This window comes from Synechococcus sp. W70.1, assembly GCF_047461515.1.
Lineage (GTDB): Bacteria > Cyanobacteriota > Cyanobacteriia > Thermostichales > Thermostichaceae > Thermostichus.
This window is the reverse complement of sequence record NZ_JANSHH010000024.1, coordinates 1-26,254: the sequence shown is the minus strand read 5'-3', so window position 1 is coordinate 26,254 and position 26,254 is coordinate 1. Positions and strand designations below refer to the sequence as shown.

The 26,254-nt window shown below is 60.5% G+C and carries 27 protein-coding genes, 2 tRNA genes and 1 pseudogene; 17 read left to right on the top strand and 13 right to left on the bottom strand.

Annotated features, from left to right (window positions below):
• Nucleotides 1-194 precede the first annotated feature (194 nt).
• Nucleotides 195-425: a hypothetical protein gene (locus NW808_RS05645; RefSeq protein WP_414394557.1), complete on the top strand. Its 231-nt coding sequence runs from the start codon at nt 195-197 to the stop codon at nt 423-425.
• A gap of 39 nt (nt 426-464) precedes the next feature.
• Here NW808_RS05645 and NW808_RS05640 read toward each other — a convergent pair whose 3' ends face one another.
• The 3 genes from NW808_RS05640 to NW808_RS05630 form a co-directional block, all read right to left on the bottom strand.
• The gene (locus tag NW808_RS05640) at nt 465-989 is read right to left on the bottom strand and encodes an NYN domain-containing protein (protein ID WP_414394559.1); all 525 of its coding nucleotides are present in this window, start codon (nt 987-989) and stop codon (nt 465-467) included.
• Nucleotides 990-1,151: 162 nt separating this feature from the next.
• Nucleotides 1,152-2,093 (bottom strand): glycine--tRNA ligase subunit alpha, encoded by a 942-nt coding sequence (gene glyQ, locus NW808_RS05635; RefSeq protein ID WP_414420567.1) that lies wholly within the window; start codon nt 2,091-2,093, stop codon nt 1,152-1,154.
• An 88-nt stretch (nt 2,094-2,181) separates the two neighbouring features.
• Entirely contained in the window at nt 2,182-3,585 is a 1,404-nt protein-coding gene (locus NW808_RS05630; RefSeq protein ID WP_414420566.1) for a DUF697 domain-containing protein, read from the bottom strand.
• A gap of 194 nt (nt 3,586-3,779) precedes the next feature.
• Here NW808_RS05630 and NW808_RS05625 point away from each other — a divergent pair, with 194 nt between their 5' ends.
• From NW808_RS05625 to NW808_RS05600, 6 genes are all read left to right on the top strand, one after another.
• The gene (locus tag NW808_RS05625; RefSeq protein ID WP_414420565.1) at nt 3,780-4,361 is read left to right on the top strand and encodes a TolB family protein; all 582 of its coding nucleotides are present in this window, start codon (nt 3,780-3,782) and stop codon (nt 4,359-4,361) included.
• An 18-nt stretch (nt 4,362-4,379) separates the two neighbouring features.
• The gene (locus tag NW808_RS05620; RefSeq protein ID WP_414420564.1) at nt 4,380-5,579 is read left to right on the top strand and encodes an LL-diaminopimelate aminotransferase; all 1,200 of its coding nucleotides are present in this window, start codon (nt 4,380-4,382) and stop codon (nt 5,577-5,579) included.
• Between the two features lie 169 nt (nt 5,580-5,748).
• Nucleotides 5,749-6,525 carry a hypothetical protein gene (locus tag NW808_RS05615; protein WP_414420563.1) on the top strand — a complete coding sequence of 259 codons (777 nt, stop codon included), beginning with the start codon at nt 5,749-5,751 and terminating at the stop codon, nt 6,523-6,525.
• A gap of 574 nt (nt 6,526-7,099) precedes the next feature.
• A tRNA-Val gene (locus NW808_RS05610) sits at nt 7,100-7,171 on the top strand.
• Nucleotides 7,172-7,343: 172 nt separating this feature from the next.
• Nucleotides 7,344-8,123, top strand: coding sequence for a PspA/IM30 family protein (locus tag NW808_RS05605; RefSeq protein WP_414420562.1), 780 nt, complete (start codon nt 7,344-7,346; stop codon nt 8,121-8,123).
• 154 nt (nt 8,124-8,277) lie between these two features.
• Entirely contained in the window at nt 8,278-8,742 is a 465-nt protein-coding gene (locus tag NW808_RS05600; RefSeq protein ID WP_414420561.1) for a pentapeptide repeat-containing protein, read from the top strand.
• A gap of 6 nt (nt 8,743-8,748) precedes the next feature.
• On the opposite strand, the gene cysQ is transcribed toward NW808_RS05600, so the two are convergent.
• From cysQ to rpsP, 5 genes and pseudogenes are all read right to left on the bottom strand, one after another.
• The gene (cysQ, locus tag NW808_RS05595) at nt 8,749-9,552 is read right to left on the bottom strand and encodes a 3'(2'),5'-bisphosphate nucleotidase CysQ (RefSeq protein ID WP_414420560.1); all 804 of its coding nucleotides are present in this window, start codon (nt 9,550-9,552) and stop codon (nt 8,749-8,751) included.
• Nucleotides 9,553-9,567: 15 nt separating this feature from the next.
• On the bottom strand, nt 9,568-10,329 hold the full coding sequence (gene hisF / locus NW808_RS05590) for an imidazole glycerol phosphate synthase subunit HisF (protein ID WP_414420559.1): 762 nt from the start codon (nt 10,327-10,329) through the stop codon (nt 9,568-9,570).
• A 17-nt stretch (nt 10,330-10,346) separates the two neighbouring features.
• Entirely contained in the window at nt 10,347-11,450 is a 1,104-nt protein-coding gene (locus NW808_RS05585; RefSeq protein ID WP_414420558.1) for an ArsA family ATPase, read from the bottom strand.
• Nucleotides 11,447-11,707 (bottom strand): KH domain-containing protein, encoded by a 261-nt coding sequence (locus NW808_RS05580; protein ID WP_414394578.1) that lies wholly within the window; start codon nt 11,705-11,707, stop codon nt 11,447-11,449. The genes NW808_RS05585 and NW808_RS05580 overlap by 4 nt, the downstream gene beginning before the upstream one ends.
• Before the next feature lie 174 nt (nt 11,708-11,881).
• Nucleotides 11,882-12,127, bottom strand: a pseudogene (gene rpsP / locus NW808_RS05575) (30S ribosomal protein S16); the annotation flags it as partial.
• A 178-nt stretch (nt 12,128-12,305) separates the two neighbouring features.
• Between rpsP and NW808_RS05570 the strand changes: the two are divergent.
• A complete protein-coding gene (locus tag NW808_RS05570) occupies nt 12,306-12,788 on the top strand; it encodes a TerB family tellurite resistance protein (RefSeq protein ID WP_414420557.1) in 483 nt (160 codons plus the stop codon).
• A gap of 28 nt (nt 12,789-12,816) precedes the next feature.
• Here the strand turns inward: NW808_RS05570 and NW808_RS05565 are convergent, their stop codons facing one another.
• Nucleotides 12,817-13,212, bottom strand: coding sequence for a metal-sensing transcriptional repressor (locus tag NW808_RS05565; RefSeq protein ID WP_414394582.1), 396 nt, complete (start codon nt 13,210-13,212; stop codon nt 12,817-12,819).
• Between the two features lie 114 nt (nt 13,213-13,326).
• On the opposite strand from NW808_RS05565, the gene sds reads away from it, so the two are divergent.
• Nucleotides 13,327-14,298, top strand: a complete 972-nt coding sequence (gene sds, locus NW808_RS05560; protein ID WP_414420556.1) for a solanesyl diphosphate synthase — start codon at nt 13,327-13,329, stop codon at nt 14,296-14,298.
• Nucleotides 14,299-14,305: 7 nt separating this feature from the next.
• On the opposite strand, the gene lepB is transcribed toward sds, so the two are convergent.
• Both lepB and NW808_RS05550 read right to left on the bottom strand, forming a co-directional pair.
• On the bottom strand, nt 14,306-14,992 hold the full coding sequence (lepB, locus tag NW808_RS05555; protein ID WP_414409917.1) for a signal peptidase I: 687 nt from the start codon (nt 14,990-14,992) through the stop codon (nt 14,306-14,308).
• Between the two features lie 379 nt (nt 14,993-15,371).
• On the bottom strand, nt 15,372-16,439 hold the full coding sequence (locus NW808_RS05550) for a hypothetical protein (protein WP_414420555.1): 1,068 nt from the start codon (nt 16,437-16,439) through the stop codon (nt 15,372-15,374).
• A 159-nt stretch (nt 16,440-16,598) separates the two neighbouring features.
• On the opposite strand from NW808_RS05550, the gene NW808_RS05545 reads away from it, so the two are divergent.
• The 5 genes from NW808_RS05545 (at nt 16,599) to NW808_RS05525 (ending at nt 19,786) form a co-directional block, all read left to right on the top strand.
• Entirely contained in the window at nt 16,599-17,330 is a 732-nt protein-coding gene (locus tag NW808_RS05545; RefSeq protein ID WP_414394588.1) for a pyridoxine 5'-phosphate synthase, read from the top strand.
• Nucleotides 17,327-17,968 (top strand): DUF3318 domain-containing protein, encoded by a 642-nt coding sequence (locus NW808_RS05540; RefSeq protein ID WP_414406222.1) that lies wholly within the window; start codon nt 17,327-17,329, stop codon nt 17,966-17,968. The genes NW808_RS05545 and NW808_RS05540 overlap by 4 nt, the downstream gene beginning before the upstream one ends.
• Nucleotides 17,969-17,977: 9 nt before the next feature.
• Nucleotides 17,978-18,787 carry a biotin--[acetyl-CoA-carboxylase] ligase gene (locus tag NW808_RS05535; RefSeq protein ID WP_414420554.1) on the top strand — a complete coding sequence of 270 codons (810 nt, stop codon included), beginning with the start codon at nt 17,978-17,980 and terminating at the stop codon, nt 18,785-18,787.
• Nucleotides 18,787-19,647, top strand: coding sequence for a M23 family metallopeptidase (locus tag NW808_RS05530; RefSeq protein WP_414420553.1), 861 nt, complete (start codon nt 18,787-18,789; stop codon nt 19,645-19,647). The genes NW808_RS05535 and NW808_RS05530 overlap by 1 nt, the downstream gene beginning before the upstream one ends.
• Before the next feature lie 58 nt (nt 19,648-19,705).
• Nucleotides 19,706-19,786: transfer RNA gene (locus tag NW808_RS05525), tRNA-Leu, on the top strand.
• Nucleotides 19,787-19,801: 15 nt separating this feature from the next.
• On the opposite strand, the gene NW808_RS05520 is transcribed toward NW808_RS05525, so the two are convergent.
• The gene (locus NW808_RS05520) at nt 19,802-20,815 is read right to left on the bottom strand and encodes a glycosyltransferase family 9 protein (protein WP_414412406.1); all 1,014 of its coding nucleotides are present in this window, start codon (nt 20,813-20,815) and stop codon (nt 19,802-19,804) included.
• 201 nt (nt 20,816-21,016) lie between these two features.
• On the opposite strand from NW808_RS05520, the gene NW808_RS05515 reads away from it, so the two are divergent.
• Both NW808_RS05515 and NW808_RS05510 read left to right on the top strand, forming a co-directional pair.
• On the top strand, nt 21,017-22,168 hold the full coding sequence (locus tag NW808_RS05515; RefSeq protein WP_414420552.1) for a DegT/DnrJ/EryC1/StrS family aminotransferase: 1,152 nt from the start codon (nt 21,017-21,019) through the stop codon (nt 22,166-22,168).
• 191 nt (nt 22,169-22,359) lie between these two features.
• Nucleotides 22,360-23,394, top strand: a complete 1,035-nt coding sequence (locus tag NW808_RS05510) for a DUF58 domain-containing protein (protein WP_414420551.1) — start codon at nt 22,360-22,362, stop codon at nt 23,392-23,394.
• 7 nt (nt 23,395-23,401) lie between these two features.
• Here NW808_RS05510 and NW808_RS05505 read toward each other — a convergent pair whose 3' ends face one another.
• Nucleotides 23,402-24,361 carry an NAD(+) kinase gene (locus NW808_RS05505; RefSeq protein ID WP_414409910.1) on the bottom strand — a complete coding sequence of 320 codons (960 nt, stop codon included), beginning with the start codon at nt 24,359-24,361 and terminating at the stop codon, nt 23,402-23,404.
• A gap of 346 nt (nt 24,362-24,707) precedes the next feature.
• Here NW808_RS05505 and NW808_RS05500 point away from each other — a divergent pair.
• A partial coding sequence (locus tag NW808_RS05500) for a serine/threonine protein kinase (protein ID WP_414420550.1) occupies nt 24,708-26,254 on the top strand: 1,547 nt, incomplete at its 3' end.

Sequence of the window (26,254 nt, the reverse complement as noted above, 5' to 3'; positions counted from 1 at the left end):
TAGCCGGTGTGCCTTAGGTGGGCAAGGAGCACCTACCTGCAGCTCGCGGGGAAGTGACGCCTGTGGAGATCCCTCTGGCGGGGTGGTAGGGGTAAACTCTGCCACTAGCTAAGGGTCGTGGAAGCAGGAAGAAAGCGTCAACTTGGAGCAAAAGTCCGCTTTTGTCCAGCGTTGTATAAGTCTTTCAGAGCGGATTGTCGCCACTGCATCAAAAGCTGCAGGAGCACTGGGAAAAGCAATTGCCCTGGGATCCCAGCGGAGCTCTGGCCTCTTTGCTCAGCGTCGTCCCTTTCTTGCTGGCAGCAGCGGTGGTGGTGGCTTTAACCGAGATCTCTTTGGGCAAAAGCTGGGCCGTCTCCTGGGGTCTTATCGCCTGTGTTGGCGGTGGCCTCTGCGAGCTGGGCCGGCGGGGCAATGCTCGCTGACCTCTAGCTCCTTGCCCTGTCTGCCCCCATCCTCAAAGACTACTTGTCCAACTTTTCAATGTAGGGGCGAATGTCGTTGAGGTCGATGTAGCGGTCGGTGGCGTTGCGCAGCTCGCGGGCAATCATCCCTTCGGTGGAGACAACTGTAATCGTAGTGTTTTTGGAGCGCAACAACTCAATGGCCCGCTCGAAATCACCGTCGCCGCTAAACAGGATGAGCCGGTCGTATTGACCGACCGTGTTGAACATATCGATAACAATTTCGATATCTAGGTTGGCCCTCTGGGAGTAACGGCCCGAATCTTCGTCCCGATACTCCTTGAGAAGCTTGGTGCGAACCGTATAGCCCAAGTTGATCAGGGCGTCTCGGAAGGCCCTTTGGTCGTTGGGATCCTTGATGCCGGTGTACCAAAATGCATTGACTAGCTCGACGTTGGGTTGGGACCTGACAAAGTAATCCAAGACCCGGCGGGGATCAAAGAACCAGCCGATTTTTTGTTGAGCATAAAACATATTGTTTCCATCGATAAAGATGGAAACCCGTGTGACGGGGTATCGAAACATAAATTTTCCGGAAAATAGTAAGGTGGACTGGTTAAGAGCGTTGATTAGCTTAACGCAAAAAGGGTTGCACCAGAACAGAGCTGGCTAGTGTCAATCTCCTATCATAGCCAAAAGAGGGCTCCCTGGCTTCGATCCCTAGCCCGGCAAAAAGTTAGGTTCCAGCTAGGGCAGAGCATGGCTGGAGGGGGAGCGGCCTGTCTGGCTGAGGTAGAGCTCTGCCAGTTGGCGAGCCAGGTTGCGGATGCGCCCGATGTAGAGAGTGCGCTCAGCCACGGCAATGACGCCGCGGGCATCGAGCAGGTTGAAGGTGTGGGAGCACTTGAGCACGTAGTCGTAGGCAGGCAGAAGCAGCGACACCGGTAGCCGATCGCTCAAGACCTGTTCTTGGAGCTTCTGCCGCGTGGTTTCGATTAGCCGCTTGGCCTCGGCTTCGTAGAGCCGAAACAGCTCCAACAACATCTCGGGATTCGAATACTCAAAGTTGTAGTAGGATTGCTCCACCTCATTTTGGAAATAGATCTGCCCATAGGTAATCCGTCCCAGAGAAGGGTGCTCACTCCAGCAGAGGTCAAAAACGGAGTCCACCCCCTGCAGGTACATGGCTAGGCGCTCCAGACCGTAGGTAATCTCCACAGAAACGGGGTGGCAATCCTGGCTGCCCACTTGTTGGAAGTAGGTGAATTGGGTTATTTCCATGCCATCTAGCCACACTTCCCAGCCCACGCCCCAGGCGCCCAGGGTGGGGGATTCCCAGTCGTCTTCCACAAAGCGGATGTCGTGCTCTGCCGGGTCGATGCCCAAGGCCCGCAGGCTCTCCAGGTACACCTCTTGGATGTCGTCGGGGGAGGGCTTGAGGAGGACTTGGTACTGAAAGTAGTGCTGCAAGCGGTTAGGGTTTTGGCCATAGCGCCCGTCAGTGGGGCGGCGACAGGGCTCCACGTAGGCCACCCGCCAGGGATCCGGCCCTAGGGCGCGTAGGAAGGTGTGGGGGCTCATGGTGCCGGCCCCCTTTTCCAGGTCGTAGGGCTGCAGGATTAGGCAACCCTGCTCTCCCCAAAACTGCTGCAAGCGAAGGATTAGATCTTGAAAGGTGTGAGCTGCCATGGCAAAGGACGGCAGAGAGAGCACTCCCTATCCTACCAACGCCTCTCCCTTGCTCAGTCGTTCAGCGCTTCTTGTCAAGGGCGGAGGTTTAGGTGGGGGCCAAGCCAATTTTGGTGCGGATCTCCTCGCGAAGGCGGGCGGTGATTGAGGCTTCGTCCAAATCGGCCAAAATCTGGGCTATGGCGGCTTTGGGTCCCTCCGGCCCCCAACTGGCTCCTTGGGCCAGGTAGCGGCGGGCTGCCTCGCCAATGGCGTAGCAGGAAAAGCCAGCCATCACTGCCTGCGTCAGGGCCACTGACCCGTAGGCTCCTAGCGAAAGTCCGCCAGCAAAGGGCAGGGATCCCCCCAGCAAGGTTTTCAGGGATCCCAATCCCAACAGCGCCACCCATTCTCCTGCCCCCAGGCTGAGCATGCTGAGGACAATCTTCTGCAACAGTTGCATGGCACCGGCGGTGGTCAGGGGCCAGCCGTAGAGGCGGGCCATGCGCAAGATGAGGGCCACATCCAAAGCCAACCCCCCCAGGGTGTCAAGCAGAGTAACGGGGTTGAGGGCAACGGCCAGGGCTTTGGTGCGGGCGGCGGCGGCGATGAGATCTTGGGCTTGCTGGGCGCGGCTTTGCAACTTGCGCTCGATGACCTGCTGGTTGAGGCGATCGGCAAAGAGGAGGGCGTTGAGGGCTAGCAGGGAGCGCCCTTCCCGCTGCAAGACTTCTAGGATTTTTAGGCGCAGCGCGTCCACTTGGGGGGGGCCGCTTTCCATCTCCACGCCAAAGCTGCCATCTGGCTTCTGCACCAGGCGCGGCACGCGCGGCGAGGCGGCCACCATGACAACCTCGTCAGGGGAAAGAAGCTGCCGCACCCGTTCGTTGCGGATCTTGTCGTAGATGGCCTGGCGATCCGCCTCGGGGTACTGGTCGATCTTGTTGAACACCAGCAGCATGGGCTTGCCCGCCTCCCGCAGAGTCGCCAGAGCCTCAAACTCCACCCGCGTCAGATCTCCGCAGACCACAAAGAGGATGAGATCTGCCCGCTGGGCCACCTCCTGGGCCAGTCGCGCCCGCTCTTCGCCGTCTACTTCATCCAGGCCAGGAGTGTCGATTAGCTCCAGCCGGGATCCCTGCCAGTGGCTGACCTGAACCGACTGCACCGAGGCCGAGGATAGGAAAGAGCAGGGGGGACGAGTTCCCCAGCAGATGTTCCAGGCAGCTACTTGCTGGGTGCGGGTGGTCCCGTGGGTAGGCCCCGTGGCGAAAACCGGCTCCCCCAGGAGAGCGTTGAGCAGGGAGGACTTGCCCCGCCCCACCAGGCCGAAGGCGGCAATGTGGATGATCTCGGCTTCCAGTTTGTCCAGCAGGGCTTGCAAGTTTTCCAGCTCCCCTTCCAGGCCGGCAATCTCCTGGGGGCGCAGATCCAGTTGGGCCACCCACTGGCGCAGGCTGCGCTTGGCTTGTTGGTAATGGAGATCCTCCTGCAGACTGCTGCGGCAAGCCATAGCCAGTAGCAGCGGAAAACAGCCCCGGAGAGGCAGATTCAACAATAACAATAGCAACGGTAAAGAGTGGAAAAGCCAAGGCCAGCCATGGCAGAAAATAACCCCTGTAGAACTGTCGCCGGCAACTCCTAGCCTAAGCCGAGTTTGTCAACTGGCTATGATGGATGGGAGAAAGGGGTTGGAAAGGCAATGCCATGCTAACCAAGGGCCGGATTCTGTTCAGCCCAGTCGGGTGGGTGGGGAAGTTGTGCTTGGCCGGCTTGAGCTTAGGGCTGCTGGGCTGCAGCCCCGCAGGTTTTCGTACCTCCCCTTCTAGCTTGACCAACAGCGGCCTCAACAGCATTTTCCCCGATGGGGAGCCCGCTTTCAGTGGCGATGGTCGCTACCTGGTGTTTTCCTCAGCCCGCGGCGGCAGTCAGGCCATTTTTCTCTACGACCTGGTGGAACAGCGGCTGGTAGACTTGCCTGGGCTTAATTCCAGCGACGTGGCCGCCAGTTCGCCCGATATCAGCGCTGATGGGCGCTACATCGTCTATGTGTCCAACGCGCTGGGCAAATCGGAGATCTTTCTCTACGACCGCGAAACCCGCCGGGTTGAGAACATCAGCAGCCGGGTGCCAGGGGATGTGCGCAACCCCACCATCAGCGGCGATGGGCGCTTTATCGCCTTTGAGAGTAACGGTCGGGGACAGTGGAACATCGAGATCTTCGACCGCGGCCCGGCGGCCACGCAACCGCCTGCAGCCAACTCTTCCAATGCTGGCAGGAACCCCTAGCCCCTTTGGACTTGCTGCATGCTTGCTGCCTTTGCCCAACGACTTGAGCCCCTGCGCTCTAATGTCTTTGACCAGCTAGACCAGGCCAAGTGGGAGGCGCGCCGCTCCGGCGTGGATGTCATCGACCTGTCTCTGGGATCCTCGGATCTGCCCCCACCTCCGGAAGCGCTGGCAGCCATGCAAGCGGCTTTGGCGGATCCCTCCACCTACGGCTACACCCTCTTCCACGACACGGCTGAGTTTCGCGCCGCCTGTGCCCAGTGGTACCAGAGGAAGTTTGGCCTAGTCATCGATCCAGAAACGGAGGTGCTGCCCCTGATTGGATCCCAGCAGGGGACGGCCCTCCTGCCGCTAGCTCTGCTTAACCCCGGCGAGGTTGCCTTGGTTACCGACCCTGGGTATCCTTCCCATGTGGGGGGGATCCATCTAGCGGGCGGGATCCCTTACTACTTGCCCCTGCGGGCAGAAAACCGCTTCCTACCCCAGTGGGATGAGATCCCAAAGGAGATCTGCCGCCAGGCGCGGCTATTGGTGCTGAGCTATCCCCACAACCCCACCACTGCCACCGTTACCCCGGAGTTTTGGCGGGAAACGCTGCAATTTTGCCAGCGGTACAACATCGTGCTGGCGCACGACTTTCCCTACGTGGATTGGTGTTTCGACGGCCAGGTGGCTCCCTCGGCGCTGCAGGCGGATCCCGACAAGACCCGCACCATCGAGTTCTTTTCCCTCTCCAAGTCCTACCACATGGGGGGGTTCCGGGTGGCCTATGCTATCGGTAGCCGCGAGCTAATCCGAGCCTTGCGGCTGGTGAAGTCCACCATTGACTTCCACCCCTACCAGGGCATCTTGCGGGGAGCAGCAGCGGCTTTGGCGGCTCCCGATAGCTTTTTGGATCACTGGCGGCAGGTATACCGCAAGCGACGGGATCTTGCGGTGGCCGCTCTGCACCGCATCGGCTGGCCCGTGCCCCTGCCGGAGGCCACCATGTACCTGTGGGCACCTTTGCCCGAGTTCTATCGCGGCTCCTCAGCCCAGTTTTGTCTAGACTTGGTACGGGCTACCGGGGTGGCTCTGTCGCCAGGCTCAGGCTTTGGCCCCGGCGGCGAAGGCTATGTCCGCTTTGCGCTGGTGGCAGAGGGATCCCGGCTGGAGGAGGCGATAGAACGAATTGGGGAATTTTTGGGCAAAGGCACTTCTGGTCTCCGGCAGGCCTAGTCGCATAGAGCCAGCTTAGAAGCAGCAAGGGGGCAGGCTACAGGTGCTCCTCTGAGGCCGGTTGTTGTCCCCGTCCTGGCCTTTTAGGCTGCCAGTATTAGCTGCAGCCAGTGCCGGCTAATCTGAGCCAGGATAGGAGTTGTGTTGGCCCAGTTGGCTCCCAAGGGGCATGGAAAAAGAGACGCTCGAGAGTTTTTTGTCCATCCGCGGGGTGATGGGGGTAGCGCTCCTGAGTCGAACAGGTCGCCCTTTTTTCTACCGCTCTTTTCAGAACTTGGACAGCCGACAGCAGCAGGCCCTCACCGAAGGGCTGTTTCAGGTTTTGCAAACCATGCCCCCAGGACTGGACTACTTTGACTTTCAGTTTGCCGAGCAGCGGGTTTTTGTCTACCCCCTGGGGCCGGAATGGGTGTTGCTGGTGGCAGTCAATGACGAGCTGGTGATGCCGGTTTACACCTTGGCAGTCAACCGCCTGCGAGCCGAGCTGCAACAGGATGCGTCGAAGGGCCTAGCTGCCTTTCGCCTTTTGACCAGCCAGGCAGAGGCTGCTCGCAACCCCACCCAGCCCAGCGCCAATTTGACAGAAAGCCAGCCCGAGACAACTCAGCCTGGGGCGAGGGGCAGCCCCAGGAAGGTGGAGGTTTTCGTGCAATCGCTCAACCGTCTCTGCCAGATTGCTAGTGGCTATCTGGGCAAGGCGGTGATTGTCAACTACTGGAAGGCAGCCCGACAGGAAGTGCTGGAGCAGCAGGGATCCCTAGCCGAGTGGCTCAACGAGTTTGAGATCGAGCGCAGTGGCCAAATTCACTACAAAGGCCTCCTCAAGGAGCTGGACGAGTCTCAGCAAAAAGTGCTGCGGGACTGGGTGCTGGCTTTTTTTCACCGCTGCGAAGCAGTGGTCCGCGACTTTCGCAATTTGATTAAGTCTGCCGAATGGCGCCTGTAAGCTACCCGCTCTGAAAGACTCATACAACCTCGGACAAAAGCGGACTTTTGCTCCAGGTCGACGCTTTCTTCCTGCTTCCACGACCCTTAGCTAGCAGCAGAGTTCACCTCCACTACCCCATTAGAGGGATCTCCATAGGCGTCACTTCCCGTCGAGCTGACGGTAGTTGCTCCTTGGCTCTTGATGAGCACCCAGGCAAAAGACGGAGCCAACTTTAGCCTAGGCAAAGTGCCTACAAGAGAGGTTGGTTATGCCACAAAGCGGCCGATTGTCCGGTGAGAGGAGAGCCCACAGCCATAGCTTGCTTCCGCGAAGCGGCAGCCGGGGGCTCCTTGTAGCCCTACAGCTAGCAAGTCAACCCTGAACCTCTGGGCTGGTTCAATAGGGCAATTCCGTTGGTCGCGTTGGGATCCACCTCCCCCTTCCGCCCCAGGCTGGAGTAACACACCGTTTGCGCTACTCGGAAGCCTCCTTTCCCGTTTCCTTCCCACGGCTCAAGAGGGGGGCTTCCGCGCCGCGTTTTTCAGTGATACGATCAACTACTGACTCTCAGTAGAGGCACGCCTATTCATTGGGGCTGTTAACTCAGAGGTAGAGTACCACCTTGACACGGTGGGAGCCGCTGGTTCGATTCCAGCACAGCCCAGCGCAAGCAAGCCAAAAAAGAGCCAAAGCTGCCACGCAACCCACCCCCATGCAAAAAGAGGCGGGATCCCCTCTGGCTCGCCTCAGGGATCCCTATACTGGAGTAGAGGCCCTGGAAGGCGCCGGGGGGGCGAGGGTAGCATTAGGTCAAACTGCGAGAGGGGGAAAGACCAATGGGATTGTTTGAGCGGGTCAGCCGAATCATTAGAGCCAACCTCAACGCGCTCATCAGCAGTGCCGAGGATCCAGAGAAGATCCTGAACCAAACCATTCAGGACATGGCTGAGGATCACTACCAAATGCGGCAGGCCGTCGCCCAAGCCATTGCTGCCCAGAAGCGCCTGGAGCGGCAGTACGAGCAGGCCCAGCAAAGCGCGGAGGAGTGGCACAGACGGGCTGAGTTGGCCCTACGCAACAACAACGAGGCCCTGGCCCGGGAAGCCCTAGTGCGCAAGAAAACTTTTGTCGAGACTGCCCAAAGCCTGAAGCGGCAGCTGGATGAGCAGACCCGGCAAGTGGAGATGCTCAAAACCAACATGACCAAGCTGGAAAGCAAGATTGCCGAGGCCAAAACCAAAAAGGACATGCTCATCGCCCGAGCCCGCGCCGCCAAGGCTTCCCAGCAGATCAATCAGGTTATCGGCCGGGTGGATCCCAGCAGCGCCTTTGCCGCCTTTGAGCGCATGGAAGAGAAGGTAAACGCTCTGGAGGCCCAATCCGCAGCAGTGGCCGAGCTGGCAGCCGACAGCCTGGAGCAGCAGTTTGCCGCTCTAGAAGCAGGCGGAGCGGATGTGGATCAGGAGCTGAGGTTGCTCAAGGCAGCCATCCAGGCCCAGTTGCCTGCCGGTGAGACGGAAGCTGCGCAGCAAGGTCAAGCTGGAGCTCCAACTGGGGGCAAAGTAGATGTAGATGCAGAATTGGAAGAGCTGCGCCGCGAAATTGATCAACTCTAATGCCAGGAGTTAGTGCGGGGGGCTCTCTTCCTTGCCTACGGACGTGGGGCTGCTCTAAAAGAGAGCCAAGAGGTGGTAAGCTGCGCAAAGGAGCTCTCTCTGGATAGAGGGGAGCAAGGTCGCCTTCTGGCATTTCGGCAAGAAATCACGAGCAATGGCAACGGTGAGTCTCAAGCCTCTTTTGGATCCCAAGCAACTGTTGCAGGCTTATGCCTCTGGCCAGCGAGATTTTTCTGGCTCTAACCTGAGTGGGGCCCAGTTGAGCGGCGCAAGCTTGAGGGGGATTATCCTGCGGGATGCTGACTTAAGCGGGGCAGACTTGCGCGAAGCAGATTTGTCGGGGGCAGATCTAACTGGAGCCAGCCTACGCGGCGCCAAGTTGCGGAGGGTCAATCTCATCGGGGCTAAGCTGGTGAAGGCGGATCTACGGGGGGCCAACCTCTACCGGGCCAAGCTGCTCAGGGCCGATCTCAGCGAGGCCGATCTCGGCCGAGCCGATCTGCGTTTTGGCGCCGACCTGCGCGGAGCCACCATCACCAACACCCACTTTCGCGGCGCCCTCTACGACGAGTACACCAAGTTTCCAGAGGGGTTCAACCCGGTTGAAATGGGAATGTAGCTTCCCTCAGGGGATCAGGCCTTGCCAGAGGTAGGCTGCGCCTGCAGCCGTCACGATAAAGGGGGGGTTGCGCAAGTCTGGCTTGTTGTAGCGCAAGGGATCCCCTTGCAAGTCCGTGACGCTGCCCCCCGCCTGCTCGACAAGGCACTGGGCGGCGGCAGTATCCCACTCCAGGGTTGGGCCAAAGCGGGGGTAGAGGTGAGCGGATCCCTCGGCCACTAGGCAAAACTTGAGGGCACTGCCCACCGACTTCACCTCAAGGAGGCCGTAGCGGCGCTGCAGCCGCTTTAAGAACTGCTCTGTTTCCGTGTCCTTGTGGGAGCGGCTGGCCACTACCTGCAGAGGGGGCTGGGCAGGCGGGCGGGACCAGATGGGCTCGTCACCCCTGTAGGCCCCTAGCTCTTGGGCAGCTTTGTAGGTGAGGCCCAACGCCGGGGCGTGGACAACGCCCAAGATGGGGATCCCTGCCTCGATAAGGGCAATGTTGACGGTAAACTGGCCGTTGCCCTCGAGGAACTCGCGCGTGCCATCTAAGGGATCCACCAACCAAAACTGCTGCCACTGTTGCCGCTCCCAGTAGGGGATCCCGCCGGCTTCTTCTGAGAGGACGGGAATCGTGGGGGTGATCTCTTGCAGTCCCTCGAGGAGCAGGCGGTGGGCAGCCAGATCCGCCTCGGTCAAGGGAGAGGCATCTGCTTTGAGTTCGACCTGCAGCGATTCTTGCCGATAGAAGGGCAAGATGGCCCGCCCTGCCGCTTCTGCTAGGCGGCACACCTCGGGCAAGAGAGCGGCTAGGTTAGAAACCTGCACGGCTTCCTCCCCCAGCTAGCGACGCACGGGAATGCCGTGGGCGGCCAAGTCGGCCTTGATCTGCTCAATCGTCAGCTGGCCGTAGTGGAGCAGCGAAGCCAGTAGAGCTGCTTCTGCCCCCCCCTCCTGGAGAGCTTGGCGGATGTGGGCACATTCCCCTGCTCCTCCGGAGGCAATCACCGGCACCGCCACTGCCTCGGCCACCCGCCGGGTCAGCTCCAGGTCGTAGCCGGCCTGGGTGCCATCAGCGTCCATGCTGGTCAGCAGGATTTCCCCTGCCCCCCGCTCGGCTACGGTTTTGGCCCACTCCACCGCATCCAGGCCTGTCGGCTCCCGCCCACCGCGCACGTACACCTCCCACCCCCCGCCTTGAGGTTTGGCGCGGGCGTCAATGGCCACGACGATGCACTGGGAGCCAAAACGGCGGCTGGCTTGGGTAACCAGATCCGGATCCCGAACCGCTGCCGAGTTAAGGCTGACCTTGTCGGCGCCGGCCCGCAGCAGTTGCCGGATCCCCTCCAGGTCGCGGATCCCACCGCCTACGGTGAGAGGAACGAATACCTGCTCTGCTGTGCGCCGCACCACCTCCAGCAAAATCTCCCGCTCCTCATGGGTGGCGGTGATGTCCAGAAAGACCAGCTCATCCGCCCCTGCCCGATCATAGGCCCGCGCCAGCTCCACCGGGTCCCCAGCCTCCCGCAAGTTCCCAAACTGGATCCCTTTGACCACCCGCCCCCCTGCCACATCCAGACAGGGAATGATCCGCTTGGCCAACATGCCCCCTCCCGGGATTGCTAGGCAAAGCTGATAATCAGAAAGGGCTCCTGAAACTTGGCCCCGGTTACCTGCCGGCCTGCCAAGCTGGGCGGCAAGAACAAATTGCGCCGCTGATCCCCAGCGGTGATGGTCAACTCTGGCCCGGATTGGCTCAGCTCGATTTGGGTCTTGCTAAAGCCAGGAAGAAACAGCCTCACGCTGCGGGAGCCCTCGTCGATGGCTACGGGCGGCGGCACCTCAGGCAGGGCAAAGATCCCACTTACTGCCTCTTCCAACGCCGACCAATCCGATCCCTGGCGCCGTGGCAGGGTGCGCACTGGCAGAGGAGAAAACTCAGCCGCCGACACCTCTCCGGGAACTAGCGGCATGACCCAGAGGCCACCCACGGTCAGCCCCACCATCTGGGCACTGCCCCAGAGGTAGCGGGCAACCTGGATTGCCATGGGATCCGGAGTCGTTACCAAATGCGCTACCACCCGCCGCGGATCGGCAATGGCAGAGCGCCCCTGCTCGAAAAGGTTGGCCATCCCCCCCAGGCGAGCTAGGAGCTCCTCCACCGAGGAAAACTCCAGGGTCGTCACCGACCGCAGCAGCGGCTCGAGAAAGGGAAGGAGAGTTTTGGCCAGATCGGATTGGAGGAAAGCCTGAGAAGCTCGCCGCCAGTACCAACTGGCCACCTCTGGGATCCCAAACGCCCGCAAGGTGGTCAAGTCCCCTGGGCCATCGTAGAGAATGCAGTCGTATTGACCGCTGGCATCGTAGCGGCGCAGGGCTTCCAGAGCCAGGGCCTGGTCCATCCCTGGCAGCACCCCTAGCTCCTGCCCATAGATTTCCCGGAAAAAGGGAGTGCGCACGTATTGGGCTTCCAGCTCCCTGGTTGCCGTCCAGTACTGCTCCAGAAGCTGGGTTGTCCGCAGCTGCACCACGCTTAAGTTGGCGGCAATGGTTACCGGCTCGCCGGAAAGCGGGATCCCACCCAGAAGCATCTCCAACCCCGGCCCCGCCTGATGGCCCACTAGCAGCACTCGCCGCCCCTGCTGCGCTGCTGCCCGCGCCACTGCTACAGCTAGAGTGCTCCGGCCCGTGCCCCCCTTCCCCAAGAAGGTCAGGATCTGGCTCATTCTCGCTCTCCTGATTCTCCGTAGATGTCGATGTACAGCGATTGCCCTGCCAACTGGGCTGCTGCTGTCATCACCTGACGAATTGCCTGCAAGGTACGCCCACCTCGCCCCAACACCCGACCGCGATCCTTGGGGTCAAAGGCTAGCCGCAGCCAGACCTTGCGTCCTCCACAGGTGGTTTCCACATCTGTTTGCAGGGGGCCGCTGGTAAGGAGCGGTTCAATCAAAAGATGAGCAAGGGTCTCGTAGTCCGGCATGGGAGGCAAAACGCAACCTAACCGCAAGCGTAGCTGAGCCTAGGCCTCAGTGGCTGCCTCGGGCTGGGACTTCTCCTCCCCCTCCTCTGATCCCTCGGGAACCTTCTGCTCCTCCCCAGCTTCAGGTTTGGCAATGGCCGGAATGCGAATCGAGGCCACCACACCCCCCTCACCGGCTTTCAACATCTCATAGATGCCCGCTTTTCTGAGGAGGCTGTCCACCGTATCGGTGGGCTTGGCACCGCGCCGCAGCCACTTGAGTAGGCCCGCTGTCTCCAGAACCGTCTCCTTGGTGCGCGGGTTGTAGTAGCCTAACTCCTCCAGCGGGCGACCTTCCCGGCGAGCCCTACTGTCAATAGCGATGATGCGATAGCTGGGTTGGTGCTTCTTTCCAAAGCGCTTGAGCCGCAACTTAACCATTGGAGGTGCTCCGCAAGCTGGGTAGGGTTGTCTAGGAAACGGAAACCAACCGCCTAGCCTCTCCTCCACGTCCCTTCCTGGAGGCTGGGTCCGGCTAGTCGCTAACACAGGCTTCTCATTCTAGTCGATTTTCCCCTACCTGGATAAAGTGCCGACTCAACCCCAAGGGAGGATCTTCGTGGCAAAGTTGAAGAGGAAACCCAAGGCACAACTTCACATGATCACCTACACCGACTTGACTGCAGAGCAGCGCCAGCTCTACCTCAGAGCCCTCATTGCCGTAGCCCGCGTGGACGGCCAGCTCGATGAAGAAGAAGCCGACTTCTTTCTGCAAATTGCTGAAGGCATGGGCATTAACAAAGAGGTAGCTCAAAGCTATCTGGCCAACGACACGACTGCAGCCCTAGAGCTCAGCGCCATCCCGCCTCTGCACAACGCTGCCGGGGCCTTGATCCTGCGGGATTTGGCGGCGATGGCAGTGGTCAACAACAAGCTGACAGAAAAAGAGGAGGCCCTGATTTTTGAAATTGGCAAGGCCATGCAGTTTAGTCGGGAGGAGATTGACGAATTTCTAGACTGGGCCTTCATGGGCCTGCAGTGGCAGCTGAAAAGTGCCGCTCTCCTGCAGCGGTATGCCCAGCTCGCTGCCAGCAACAGCTAGAAGCCCAGGGCCGCCACCAACGGCTGCGCTAGCTGAGGTAGCGATCCAGAGCCCGCTGCAGCTCTTCCAGTTCCACCTCAATATTGCCGCTTTCAACGGCATGGCGAATGCAGTGGCGGATGTGATCGTTGAGGATAATCCGCGCCAGCCGATCTAGCGCCCCCTTGACGGCGGCAATCTGGAGCAGCACATCCGGACAGGGTTGATCCTCTTCGATCATGGAGCGGATCCCACGCACATGCCCCTCAATGCGAGCCAGGCGGTGAATCAGCTTGCGCCGCGATTGCGGATCGTGGCGGTGAGGTTGGGCCCGCCCCGAGAGAGGGGGTCGCTCCAACGCCAGTTCCCACTCTTCCTCCCAATCAGGTTCTTCAGGAAGTGGAGGGATAGAGCCAGTCTGAAGCGGGGGAATAGGATCGGCCATAGGAGGAGTCGAGGACTGTCTGCATGATACCCCCTGCTTTTCTCCGAGCAGGTTGAGGTGCTCTAGAATAGGAAAGGATATGAAATTTTGTAAATCCTCTCCTGGCTTGGCTTCATGACCTCCGTACTCTCCCCCTTTGGCCCCGTAGAAGCGGATCTAGAGCGTTTACGCCAGAACTTGACGCGGCTGGTCAGCGCCAAACACCCCATCCTGGCCATGGCTGCCGAACATCTGTTCTCGGTGGGGGGGAAAGGGATCCGACCAGCAATCGTGCTCCTGATCGCGCGGGCTACTACGCCCGACGGGGAGATTACCCCCCAGCATTGGCGCCTGGCGGAAATTACCGAGATGATCCACACCGCCAGCCTGATGCACGACGACGTCATCGACGCTTCTACCGTGCGGCGCGGCGTCAGCACAGTCAACACCCTTTTTGACAACCGGGTGGCGGTGCTGGCAGGGGATTACCTGTTTGGGCAGGCAGCCTGGTATTTGGCCAACCTGGACAACCTGGAGGTGGTGAAGCTGCTGTCCAAGGTCATTATGGACCTGCCAGAGGGAGAGGTGCGCCAGAGCCTCACTCGCTTTGATCCCGACGTCTCCCTGGAAGAGTACCTCGCCAAAAGCTTCTACAAAACCGCCTCCCTTATTTCTGGCAGTGCTAAGGCAGCAGGTCTCCTGAGCGGGGTAAGTCCTGAAGTAGCCGATCGCCTCTTCGACTTTGGCTGCAACCTGGGCATCGCTTTTCAGATTGTCGATGATCTCCTCGACTTTACTGGGTCGGCGGAGACGCTGGGCAAGCCAGTGGGATCCGACCTCATCCAGGGCAACCTGACAGCACCCGTTTTGTTTGCGCTAGAGGAGTTTCCGCAGATGCGGGAGCTCATCCTCAGAGAGTTGGCCGAACCGCAGGATCTCCAGCAGGTTCTAGAGTGGGTCTACCAAAGTGAGGGGATCCCGCGCTCCCGCCAGTTGGCGCGCGACTATGCCCAACGGGCTGCCGAGGCGCTGCAAGTTCTGCCGGACTCTGAAGCGCGCCAGGCTCTGCTGCAGATGGTAGACTACGTCCTCGAGCGGCCTTGCTAGAAGGCTTTTACGGAGATAGACCCGAGGCTCGAGTCGCCGCTGCCGAGAGCTCAGGGTAGGTGGGTGGAGTGAAAAAGCGCAGGCGGTTGGGTGGCCAAAAGCGAAAGATGGTATTGCCGATAATGTTTTCTTTGGGCAAAAACCCCCAGATGTGCGAGTCCTGGCTGTCATTGCGGTTGTCCCCCATTACAAAATAGGAGTTAGGAGGGACAACAAATTCCGATCCCTGGTTGGGCACTCCAGGACAGCGCTCGCCAGGGCAGGAGTAGTCAGGGGGAGCGTAGATGTAGTCCTCCTGCAGAGGAATGCCGTTGACGATTACCTTGCCCTCAGCAATGCGGATGCGATCCCCTGGCAGGCCAATTACCCGCTTGATGTAAGCACCGTTGAAGTTCAAGTGGGCAGGCGGGTAGAAGACAATGATGTCGCCGCGTCTGGGGGCGCTGAAGCGGTAGCTAACCTTTTCTACCACCAAGCGATCCCCTTCTTCTAGGGTGGGCAGCATGGAATCCGAGGGGATCCAGCGCGCCTCCGCCACAAAGGTGCGGATGCCAAGGGCCAGTAGCAGCGCCAGCAGCACCGTCAGCAGGTTTTCCCGCTGCGCCTGCCACCAGGTGCGAGATGGGGAATTGGCAGGGGTTTTGCTGGGCGGCAACTGGGGCTGGGGCAAAGACCTCGGATCTGTGGAGGGCATGGAGGCTAAACGCGCATGACTGCACGATTTCCAGATTATCGCACCCGGCAGGAGCGGAGACCGTCCCCTTTCCTGGCACTAGAAAGGCAAACGTCTGGCAAAACTTGATGGCGATTTCAACAGAAGAACAGCTTGAGCGCTTAGTCGAGAAGTAATTTTGCAGCGGATCGATTGGCTGACGGGGGATACCGAAAAGCCCTTGGCGCGAGTCGAGAAACTATACAGGGATCTGGTATTGCTTAGAGCAGCGGAGGACGGCTGGAACGTCTTGGCCTTATTGCTGGGGCGACCGTTATTGCCGGCGTCATTTTAACTGCTAGGTTCGCAAAAACGTGGGGAGCTAGCAAAAGCAGGGGGATCCCGCCAAAGGCCTAGCGGATCAACTGCCGGAGGTGAGTTTTTCCCAGTCCTGCTGGTGGATGGCAAGCATCTGGGCCTGGGCCTGGATGGCCGCTAACGTCTCTGCCATCAGGGGCCAGTTGCTGTCAGGGGGAGTGGGATACTGCTTAAGCTTCCCCAGGGTGCTGCTAAGGGCCACTTGCAGCTGCTGCAGCAGTTGGTGGGTTTGTTGGGCCAAAGCCAAGGTCTCGGAGACGCGGAGGCGGTTTTGGCTTTGCTGGTACTTCTGGAGGGCTTCTCCTCGCAGAATGCTGAGGATGGCTCCTTCCCTGGGAGGAGAGCCTGGCCCGCTTTTGGAGGGCTGGGGGATAATGCGCAACTGCAGCACCAGCGGCTCCCCCCGGTACAGCCGCTCCGCTTCTGCCTGCTGCGGCTCCCCGATGAGGCTGGGATCGAGAGCCATCATCCGCTTCATGGCAGCGATTAGCCTAGCCCGGATGGGTTCCGAGAGTTCCTTGAACAGATCCCGCAAAATCCCCTGCTGGCGGTAGCGCACCCGACACAGCACTCCCTCCTGGGGCTCTACAAAAATTTGCTCTGCTTTCTCGTCTAAAGCCCGCCGCAGCATCGAGTTCAGCAACTGCTGCACCGTCTCTTCCGATTCGTCACTAGGAGAGGGCGGAGCAGTTGGCCGTGCCGGCAGCGGCTGGGTGGGAGTTGGGTGGCTGGGCGGCCCGGCTACGGGAGCGGGGACTTCTGGGGTGGTGCGGCTGGCTTGGGCCTGCAGGCGGAGCCGCTCTACCTCTGCTGGGCTGGGGGGATGGCTGAAGTAGTGGGCAATTAACTCCTGCTGCTGCTCCAGCGTAATCGGAACTGGCTCAACCGAGATCTGGGAGTAAGCCAGCATTTTGCTCACGTAGTCCAGGGCTGCCAAATCCTGGGGATCCACCATGCCCAGGATCAAGCTGTCCGTATCCAGGGCCAAAGGCACCACCTGGTAGTAGATACAAATCTCCACCGGCAGGTATTGGGCAATCAGGGCCGCCACCCGCGCTCGGTCAATTAGAGAAGGGTGTCCTACCGCCAAAGAGGCATTTGGATTGGTCATGGCAAGCCTGCAGGGATCCCGGAGGGGAAAAGCGTCGTCTTCGATCATAGGCCCTTGGCCTCCGGGGTTTCTGTCTCGCCTGTCCCTAAGCAGCCCAGATTGAATAATGTAATACTAGGAGCATTCCTTTGGATCTTCTGCCACGAGAGAACGTTAGCCTTGGTCAGCCTTGGAGTCAACATCGACCACGTGGCCACGCTGCGCCAGGCCCGCCGCACCGTCGAGCCGGACCCGGTGGCCGCTGCCGTCATTGCCGAGTTGGCAGGCGCAGATGGGATCACGGTGCACCTGCGCGAGGATCGCCGCCACATTCAGGAGCGGGATGTGCGGCTGCTGCGGCAGACGGTGCGTACCCACCTCAACTTGGAGATGGCGGCAACAGAGGAGATGGTGGCCATTGCCCTGGAGATCAAGCCTGACTACGTCACGCTGGTTCCCGAGCGGCGGGAAGAGATTACCACCGAAGGGGGACTGGATGTGGCCAGTCAGGTTTCACGCCTAGGTGAAGTGGTAGATCGACTGCAGGGATCTGGCATTCCCGTCAGCTTGTTTGTCGATCCAGATCCCATCCAGATTGCCGCTGCTGCTCAGGTGGGGGCGCGCTGGGTGGAGCTGCACACCGGGCGGTATGCGGAGGCCTCCTCGGAAGCCCAACGGGAGGCGGAGCTGGCCCAGCTGCAGAAGGCTAGCCAACAGGCCATTCAACTGGGGCTGCGGGTCAATGCTGGGCACGGCCTCACCTACTGGAATGTGGGCCCGGTGGCGCGGATCCCGGGCATAGAGGAGCTAAACATTGGCCACAGCATCATCAGTCGGGCAGTGCTGGTGGGGTTGGAGCGAGCGGTGCGAGAGATGCGTCAGGCGATGGGGTTAGGAGTGGGCCCGGCATGAACTCGGAGTACTACGGCTACGACAACGGCTACGATTACGTTCTCGAGCAGGCTGAGATTGACCGCCTGCTGGATCTGCTGCCGGCCAGCATGCGAGAGAGCGTCAAGATCTTGCCGGCCTCGGAGCGGCAGACGGTCGTAATCAAAGGCCGGCGGCAACTGCCCTGGGAGCGGCAGCTGCGGCTTTTTATTAAACCCTACGAGTGGCGGCAGTTTACCCCCTTGCAGCGGGCGGGGTTGTTCTTGCACAAAGTAGGCTACTACAGCCGGGCAGCCTCGCGGCAGATCGACTTTTACCTGGCTATTGCCGCCTTGGGGGGCTTGAGCCTGATCTTCGAGGTGGTCCAGCAGGATCCGGTGGGGGCAACGGTTTCCGGTGGCTTAAGCGGCTTGGCTCTCTGGCAGTTGCGCCGCGACCAGACCAACGACCGCCGCCTTTTGGCTGCTGATGCCTACGCTGTGGACCGGCTGGTGTTGCGCGGAGTTCCGCGGTTGCAGGCAGTGGAGGCCCTAGGGCAAGCGCTGCACCTGGAGGCTCGCCTGGAGGGTCGCTCTGGCAACGACCTACTGGACATGCTGCGCTACCAAAACCTGAAGCGGCTGGCCCAGCGCCCAGCAGAAGATATTGTGTTGAGCTAGTTTCAAGCCATGCTTTCCCCCGCGCGGCTGGGATCCCTGGTGGGTCGAGGGGGCTGGGGGCATCACCTCCTCCAGGTGGCAGTAACCGATTCCACCAACCGGCTGCTCTTGGACTGGGGTCGCCGCTTCCCTCAACCTCTGCCCCTGGGCACCGTTCTGGTCAGCACTCGCCAGCGGGCAGGCCAGGGCCAGCACGGGCGAGTATGGCACTCGCAGCCAGGGGGGTTGTACCTGTCGGTCTGGCTGGGATCCCCTCCCCTGCGGCATTCCCTGCTGGAATTGACCCTGACCTTGGCCTGGGGCATTGCCGGCAGTTTGCGCCATCGGTTGGGGATCCCGCTGCGGCTGAAATGGCCCAACGACCTGGTGATAGTGGATAGCCAGGAGCCGGCTTTTCTGCGCAAGCTGGGGGGGATCCTGGTGCAAGGCCGCTTTGGGGAAAGGGGACAACTGCTGGGGCTGGTGGCCGGCGTAGGTGTGAATATCAACAATCCCGTGCCCGCCGAGGGAATCAATTTAGCTGAGATCTTGGGATGCCGGCAGGATAGCACCGCCATTGCCGCCTGGGTTTTGCAGGGGATGGAGCGGGGGTTCCAGGTCTGGCTCAAGGAGGGGTTTGCTGCTGTTTGCTGCGAGTACGAGACCTGGACAGTGAAGCCGCAAATCCAATGGCTCCCAGGTGAGGCGTCGGCTACGGTTTTGGGCCTTGCCGAGGATGGCAGGCTGCGGGTACAAACTCAGGGGGGGCAGATCCTCGTCCTCTCTCCCGACCAGGTGCGCCTGAGCTATCAAATGTCTCTTGCCAGTGGCTGGGAGTGATGGAGCCCTTGGTGGCCACCTCTTTTGGGCAGCGTCTTTCCTCTTGGCTGTGCAGCAGCTCGGCAGCAAGAGGGCGGCAGCTGCGGCGGCTGGGGCTGAGTCTAGGCGTAGGGCTAAGCCTGCTCTGGTCCTCTCCCACGGCGCTGTTGGCGCAGATGCACTTGCCCCCTCCTCCCCCTGTGGGGCCAGCGCTGGACACCCCTGCCGCAAAGGCGCTGCTGCAAGATGGTGCCCTTCCCCTGCCGCAAGACACCCTGAGAACCCCGGGCTCGGCTTCTCAACCGAGCAAAGTTACCGAGGCCCAGCCGGAAAGTGGGGTGCCGGTGGTGTTGGTGGAGCGCAGCTCCAGCCGCCGCCTCCTTCTCCTGCCAGGGGGAGAGCTTCGCATTGAGGAAACCCCTGAGCTGCCGCCGCTGACCTTGCCCACCTTGTCCCCCAGCAAAGAGCGACTGCTCTATCCGCTGCCCCACCCCGCGCCGATCACCTCTGGCTTTGGCTTGCGGATTCACCCCCTCAAGGGTCAGCCGGAGTTTCACGCCGGCGTGGATCTGGGGGCCAGCTTGGGCACGCCAGTCCTGGCTGCCTTGAGCGGCAAGGTGGTGAGTGCCGGCTCCCTGGGAGATCTGGGGATCACGGTTGTCCTAGAGCATGCTGGCGGCCGGCGCACCCGCTATGGTCACCTGTCTCAAGTAGCTGTCACCCCAGGAGAAGGGGTTAAGCAGGGATCCCTCATTGGCTATGTGGGGGCAACGGGAGCGGTGACTGGGCCGCATCTCCACTTTGAGCTGTGGCAGCAAACGGCAGGGCAAAGCTGGATGGTTTTGGACGCCACAGAAGAGCTGAAGGTCGCCGCAAGCTAGTTGCCGAGCTAGCCAGAGCCAGCTTGGGTTAGCATAGGTGAGCGGGATCCCACCTCTTGCGGACGTGGCGGAATGGCAGACGCGCTAGACTTAGGATCTAGTGCCGCAAGGCGTAAGGGTTCAAGTCCCTTCGTCCGCATGGCAAGCCCTGCTTCTAGCCGGGGAAGATCACCTCTAGGATTTGCTCAGGGGCAATGGAGTCAATCACCCCATTGGCGGCCTTGACGGCGCGGAACGGCCCCTCGGAAGGCAAAAGCCGCTCTGGGTCTGTAGGGCCAAACAGAGCCACCAGGGGAGTTTGCGTGGCCACTGCCAGGTGCATGGGGGCACTGTCGGTACACAAAAGCAGGGTGGAGCCAGCAATCAAGGCCGCCAGTTGGCCTAGCTGGGGCGGGCGGCTCACCGGCAGATTCGGCAGTTGCGACAGAAAGCCCTCCGCCAGCTTCTCATCCTCTGGCCCCAACACCAGCACGAGCGGCAGCTCCGGCCGCTTTTCCCGGAAACCCTTGATCACCCTAACCCACTTCTCTGGGGGATAGATCTTCTGGATGCCTTTCTCCTGGGACAGTTGGCTGGCGCCAGGGTGCAACAGCACATAATCTTGGCTGCCCTCCCCTAGCAGACGCTTGCGTTCCTGCTCAGCCCACTCCAGGGCTGTCTTTTTGAGGCGAAGCTGGGGCAAGCCTGCCGGCGCGGCAATGCCGAACCCCTGCAGCAGGTCGTGGTACATGTTGGCGGCGTATTGGGCCAGCTTTAGAGGCACCGGGTCGGTCAGCCAAGGTCGCCCAGGCCCTGGCGGGGCATAGCCAACCCGCTTTGGGATCCCAGTTAGCCAAAGCAACAGCTTGACCCACAAGCTTCTGCCCAGGCTGAGCACGGCGTCGTACTGCCGCTCGCGGATTCGCCCCAGCAGATCGCTGATATCCCCTAGCGAAAGTTGCTCCTTAAATGGGAAGGTCAGCACCCGATTCACCGAGGGGCAGACCTCGTAGGCAGCTGCCGCCCGCGGCTCTACCAACACCTCCAGCTCCGCTTCTGGAAAGCGCTGCCGCAAACTCGCTAGGGTGGGGAAGAAAAGAATTTGGTCGCCAATCCCTCCCGGCACCAAAGCGAGAATTCGGGGGGCCAAAGGGGCTTTGCCGAGAACTGCTTGAGAAGCAATCTCCATAGAACATCCTGTCGATAGCTGTATCCAGCCTAGGGGATCCCTGGCCAGGGATGTACCGCGTTTACTCTAGCTCAGGTTGGGCTCAATTCGGAGCGGGTCTGGCTCCCAGCGGCTTCTCAGCAACTAAGCTACAAAAAGGCCCAATTTTGGAACTCTCATCCTCGATGATGGGCTGTGGCCGCTACCCCAAAAGGCAGCACCATGACGGATGAGCCGATCCCGCTGCTGGATTTGACGTTGCAATACCGCGCTTTGGCTAGGACCCTTTTGCCTCAGGTGGAAGCTTTGCTGGCCTCTGGGCGGTACATTGGCGGAGAGGCAGTGCGGCAGTTCGAGGAGCTGTTTTCGCAGTTTCTCGGCGGCGGCGATCTGGAGACCGTCAGTTGCAACTCCGGCACCGATGCTTTGGTGTTGGCCCTGCGCGCTCTGGGGATCCAACCGGGCGACGAGGTCATCACCACTGCCTTTAGCTTTTTTGCCTCCGCCGAGGCCATCGATTTGGTGGGGGCACGGCCGGTATTTGTGGATGTGGATCCCTGCACCTTCAACCTGGATCCCCAGCTTCTCGAAAGAAGCATCTCCCCGCGCACCAAAGCCATAATCTCCGTGCATTTGTTTGGCCAGGCAGCCAACATGACCCAAATTTTGGCCATTGCGCGACGCCATGGGTTGGCAGTGGTGGAAGATTGCGCCCAGGCCATAGGGGCCTGCTGGGGGGGCAAGCCGGTGGGCACCTGGGGAGATATTGGCTGCTTTAGCTTTTTTCCCACCAAAAACTTGGGGGCTGCAGGAGATGGCGGGGCATTGGTGACCCGGGATCCGCAACTGGCCCGCAAGGTGCGCATCCTCAAAGAACATGGCCAAGTTGGCCAATACCACCACGAATACATCGGCCTCAACAGCCGTCTGGACGCGCTGCAGGCGGTAATCCTGTCGGTCAAGTTGCCCTACCTGCGGGAGTGGAACTGGCGGCGGCAGGCCATTGCCGAGGGCTATCACCGCCTGTTGCAAGGGATCCCTGGCCTCATCCTGCCCCAGGTGGCAAAGGGGGGAAACTCCGTTTGGCATCAGTACACGGTGCGGGTGCCCGGTTCCCACCCAACCGACTCGCGGCGGCGCGACCGACTGCAGCGGCAGTTGCAGAAGCGAGGCATTGCCAGCCGAGTTTACTACCCTACTCCCCTTCATCTCCAGCCCGTCTACCGCAAGCTGGGATATAAGCCTGGAGACTTGCCCAATGCCGAGCTCTGTGCTGCCCAGGTGTTGTCTTTGCCCTGTTTTCCTGAGTTGACCCTCCAGCAACAGGAGCGGGTGGCCCTGGCCATTGCTGAAATCTTGGCAGAAGAACCCTAGCAGCCCTGGAGGAGGGAGCTCAGGTGCTATCGAAGCTCAGCCGAAGATTACTTCAACTATTTCCGTGGTTGCACCAGTTTCCCCAACTCGGAGCTGTCCCTGCAAAGCTGTCATCGAAAGAGCGCGTTCGTTTTCTACGCCGCCTGCGCTTTACTCGCATCGGGGGCTGGTTTGTTGGGATCACGCTCCTAGTGAGTATTGCCGCCTTTAACACTGGCAACAATCCTCTCTACTTGGTTCTGGGGATGCTGCTTAGCCTCATTCTTCTTAGCGGCCTCCTCTCCGAGCTTACCCTCAAGGATCTGGAGGTGAGCCGGCAGTTGCCCAGCCGCATCTTTGCTGGCCAGCCGGTCTTGGTGGGGCTGACACTGGTCAATCGCAAACGCCGCCTGCCCAGTTTTTCCCTCCAGGTGAGGGAACGCATCGAGGGACTGAAGCGGACGGATTGGCCTTCCAGCTATGTGCTGCGGTTGGATCCCGGTGCCAAGCTGGACACCTTCTATCAGCACACCTTCCCAAGGCGAGGGGTGTGGCAGCTGCAGGGTTTTGAGATTGCCACCAGCTTTCCTTTTGAACTCTTTCGCAAGGCAGTGGCGATCGAGGAGCCGCAGGCGGTGATTGTATTTCCCCAGCCTGCCCTCGTCCAGGGACTGCTGCTGTGGGAGCACTTTGGCGGCAGCAGCCAGTTGCGCCCTCAGCCCGGCCAGGAGGGGGACTACCTCGGCCTGCGGCCATACCGTCCCCAAGATGATGTGCGCTCTGTGCATTGGAAGATCTCGGCCAAGCGAGATCAACTGGTCGTGCGGGAGCTGGAGCGCCCCCGTTCCCAGGCCATTGTCCTCTGCTTTGAAAATCGCTGGCAGCCGCGGGGAGAAAGCCCTGAAGCGCATCGCAACAAGCTGGAGCGGGCTGTAGAACGCTGCGCTGGGATCCTCACTTATTTGATTCGAGAAGGCTACCCCGTGGCTCTGGCCACCTTGCAGACGCGAACTGCTTTCGGGGCCGATCTGGCCCATCTCGACTGGCTGTTGGCCCTCCTAGCCCAACTGACGTTCGTCGGGGATCCGCAGCTGGGCTCCCAAGGGCCCTCCAACTCCCCTACTGGCTTCAGCCTCACTCCCCAAGATCGCTGCCTGCTCCTAGCTCACCCTCCTCAGGAGGGGGAAGCGGTGCCAGGTCATCTCGTTGAGCCGGGATCCCTGCTGCAATTTATTCCGATTGAGTAAGGCCTCCCTATCTCCCTGGCGGGCAGTGGTTGGTAGTGGGAATGTAGATGCGGCTGCCGGCCCACTGCAGTTTCTCTCGCAGGGTGCGGAAGTAGGAAAGGTCTTTTTCTAAGATCAGCAGCTTGGCTGGCAGGGGAGCGCGTCGAATTTGCACCCACTGGCCAGGGTTGACCGATTGAGCCAAGACACCATCCGTCCAGAGGCGGGTCAGCCCTTCTGGATCGGCAAGGGGCCAGATCTCCACCGTCGCCGTGCCGCTGATAACAATGGGCCGGCTGGACAAGCTGAGGGGACAAATGGGGGTGATGATGATGGCCTCGAAGGTAGGCTCGAGGATGGGGCCGTTGGCTGCCAAGGTGTAGGAGGTGGATCCCGTTGGAGTAGCCACCAGCACGCCATCTCCGTGGTACTGATCCAGAACCTCGCCATTGACTTCGATTTCCATGATGGCGGCGGGCAGGCGTTCCCGGTTGATGGGCTTTAGGCACATTTCGTTGAGGGCGTAGTACACTTCGCTAACCGGGCGGCCCTCCTGCTTTTCCTCTCCAGGGACAGCTCCTTGTCCCAGTTGGGGCTGCTCCCAAATCTGGGCCTGCAACATCATGCGGGCTTGCAGGACAAAGTCTCCCGCCTGGATGCGATCCCAGGGATCCTGGTGCAGCACCTGCTCTGACTGGGCCAAGAACCCCAGCCTGCCTCCCGACTGGATGGGCAAAATGGGGATCCCATGGGGAGCAAGGTGGCGGGCCGCCGCCAACACTGAGCCATCTCCTCCCAACACCACCGCCAAATCGATGGGATCCGAGGTGGCCTCCAAAAAGACCGGGTAGGGGTTGTGGTGCAAGCCAGTGGGAGCCGTCAGTACCGTAACGCCGCGCCGACGCAGCTGCTCCGCACACAGCTGGCAGGTAGCCTTGCTCTGGCGATCCCCCTCCTTGTAGGCAATCACCACCAAGCCCAGATCCATGGCTGACCTCGCGCAGGGATCCTTTCCCATCATCCCTCTTCAAGCTGGGGGTTGCCCAGACAAATTTCCTCAAGCGTTCTCTTCCGCTTTTTTTCACAATTTACTGGGAATTTTTTGATCTAACGAATGGCAGTGAAACAGCTTGTTACGTCGTTATTGCTGCGCTGTTGCGAACGCGCGAGTGGCCCGGAGCACTACCCCTACCTCTTGCTCCCAGAGAGAGGGTCTGAGGATGACTATCCCCTCTTAGGGAGCAAACGGGATCCCTGAGTGAGCGGGTATAAACTCCAGCAATTGGTTTATCGTATGGACATCCCTGCCCAAGCTGCTTTGTGCCTGCAAACCTATGGTCCCCGATCTCACCAATCGCATTTTTGGCGGCCGCTACCAACTGATTCAGGAAATCGGTGGTGGCGGCATGGGATCCGTCTTTCGGGCTTTGGACTTACACAACAACGGCCAAGAGGTGGCGGTCAAGATCCTGTATGCCCCTACCCTGCTGAGCCGAGGGAACGCCCAGCTCGATGATTTGCGCCGCCGCTTTGCCGAAGAGATCCGCGTCAGCACCCTTCTAGGCCAACATCCTCGCATCGTCAAAGTCCTGGATCACGGCCAAGAGGGGGAGCACGCCTATTTGGTGATGGAGTACCTCAAGGGACAGGATCTGGGGAAGCTAATCCGAGAAAAAGGAGCCTTGCCAGTTCGGCAGGCCATTCGGCTGGCCCTGCAGGCTTGTGAAGGGCTGCACTTTGCCCACACCTTCCGAGCTAACGTGGAAGGCCGCGAGATTCGGGGCGTGATTCACCGCGACATCAAGCCCAGCAACCTGTTTGTCGAGCGCGTTTTTCAAGATGGCCAGCTTACGTCTCAGCTCAAGATCCTCGACTTCGGCGTGGCCAAAACGCTGGCGGATCACACCCTTAGTCTAGGCACCCAAAAAGGGGGCGGATTTATCGGCACGGCTCGTTACGCCTCTCCTGAACAGGTACGCGGCAAATCTCTGGATGCCCGCTCAGACATCTACTCCCTAGGGGTGGTGCTCTACGAGATGCTGACGGGATCCATGCCCTTTCGCTTGGAAACCGACTCATTGCACAGTTGGATCCACGCCCATTGCTATGAAAACCCCCTTGAGATCAACCCAGAGACAGCCCCCCAGCCGATCCCACCCGCCATAGTAGCGGTGGTGATGGATTGTCTGAAGAAAAACCCGGACGAGCGGCCGCAGACCATGCAGGAGCTGGCAGAGCGGCTGTTGCAAGCCTATGAGCTGACGGTGGCCAACCAACTTCCCCCCAGCCAAGCCAGCACCGTCCTCCTCCCCAACACTGCTTCCCCGCCACTGCGCACCCCCACCAGGTCAGGCCCAGGAACCTTTGAGGACATCCGCGATGAGGATCTAGAGCTCATCGAAGAGGAGCCAATCCCTCCTCCAGGTGTGGGGATCCCCTACTACATCGCTGAGCGGAAAGCTACCTCAGCAGAAGCTGCACCGGAGCTCTCCCCCAAAACCGAAGGCGAAACGGCCAAAGCGCCCTCCACAGTCATCCAAGCTAGCGACACGCTCCCGGCTGTCCCTCCCCAGGATCGCCTTGCCACACCCCCACCAACGGATACTCCTCTGCCACCAGCTGCTTCCCGAACGGTTCGCCAGCCTTCCACCAGCAGCCTGAAGTGGCTCTGGGTTGGGGGAGGCGCTGTGGCTCTGCTAGCCGCCTTTTTGCTCTGGCCGCGCCCAACTATCCGCGATACCCAGGAAGAGCCGGAGCCGATCCCTACTGCTGAAGTCACCCCAACCCCTACACTCAAGCCCCAGCCCCCCCCCCCCCCCCCCCCCCCGCCCCCCCCCCCCCCCGCCCCACGCCCCCCCCCCCCCACCCCCCCACCGGCCCC

Bases quoted from the DNA above. Each gene is read 5' to 3' on its own strand.
- NW808_RS05640 (WP_414394559.1), bottom strand. From the start codon at position 989: ATGTTTCGATACCCCGTCACACGGGTTTCCATCTTTATCGATGGAAAC.
- glyQ (WP_414420567.1), bottom strand. From the start codon at position 2,093: ATGGCAGCTCACACCTTTCAAGATCTAATCCTTCGCTTGCAGCAGTTT.
- NW808_RS05630 (WP_414420566.1), bottom strand. From the start codon at position 3,585: ATGGCTTGCCGCAGCAGTCTGCAGGAGGATCTCCATTACCAACAAGCC.
- NW808_RS05625 (WP_414420565.1), top strand. From the start codon at position 3,780: ATGCTAACCAAGGGCCGGATTCTGTTCAGCCCAGTCGGGTGGGTGGGG.
- NW808_RS05620 (WP_414420564.1), top strand. From the start codon at position 4,380: ATGCTTGCTGCCTTTGCCCAACGACTTGAGCCCCTGCGCTCTAATGTC.
- NW808_RS05615 (WP_414420563.1), top strand. From the start codon at position 5,749: ATGGAAAAAGAGACGCTCGAGAGTTTTTTGTCCATCCGCGGGGTGATG.
- NW808_RS05605 (WP_414420562.1), top strand. From the start codon at position 7,344: ATGGGATTGTTTGAGCGGGTCAGCCGAATCATTAGAGCCAACCTCAAC.
- NW808_RS05600 (WP_414420561.1), top strand. From the start codon at position 8,278: ATGGCAACGGTGAGTCTCAAGCCTCTTTTGGATCCCAAGCAACTGTTG.
- hisF (WP_414420559.1), bottom strand. From the start codon at position 10,329: ATGTTGGCCAAGCGGATCATTCCCTGTCTGGATGTGGCAGGGGGGCGG.
- NW808_RS05585 (WP_414420558.1), bottom strand. From the start codon at position 11,450: ATGAGCCAGATCCTGACCTTCTTGGGGAAGGGGGGCACGGGCCGGAGC.
- NW808_RS05580 (WP_414394578.1), bottom strand. From the start codon at position 11,707: ATGCCGGACTACGAGACCCTTGCTCATCTTTTGATTGAACCGCTCCTT.
- NW808_RS05565 (WP_414394582.1), bottom strand. From the start codon at position 13,212: ATGGCCGATCCTATTCCCCCGCTTCAGACTGGCTCTATCCCTCCACTT.
- sds (WP_414420556.1), top strand. From the start codon at position 13,327: ATGACCTCCGTACTCTCCCCCTTTGGCCCCGTAGAAGCGGATCTAGAG.
- lepB (WP_414409917.1), bottom strand. From the start codon at position 14,992: ATGCCCTCCACAGATCCGAGGTCTTTGCCCCAGCCCCAGTTGCCGCCC.
- NW808_RS05550 (WP_414420555.1), bottom strand. From the start codon at position 16,439: ATGACCAATCCAAATGCCTCTTTGGCGGTAGGACACCCTTCTCTAATT.
- NW808_RS05540 (WP_414406222.1), top strand. From the start codon at position 17,327: ATGAACTCGGAGTACTACGGCTACGACAACGGCTACGATTACGTTCTC.
- NW808_RS05535 (WP_414420554.1), top strand. From the start codon at position 17,978: ATGCTTTCCCCCGCGCGGCTGGGATCCCTGGTGGGTCGAGGGGGCTGG.
- NW808_RS05530 (WP_414420553.1), top strand. From the start codon at position 18,787: ATGGAGCCCTTGGTGGCCACCTCTTTTGGGCAGCGTCTTTCCTCTTGG.
- NW808_RS05520 (WP_414412406.1), bottom strand. From the start codon at position 20,815: ATGGAGATTGCTTCTCAAGCAGTTCTCGGCAAAGCCCCTTTGGCCCCC.
- NW808_RS05515 (WP_414420552.1), top strand. From the start codon at position 21,017: ATGACGGATGAGCCGATCCCGCTGCTGGATTTGACGTTGCAATACCGC.
- NW808_RS05505 (WP_414409910.1), bottom strand. From the start codon at position 24,361: ATGGATCTGGGCTTGGTGGTGATTGCCTACAAGGAGGGGGATCGCCAG.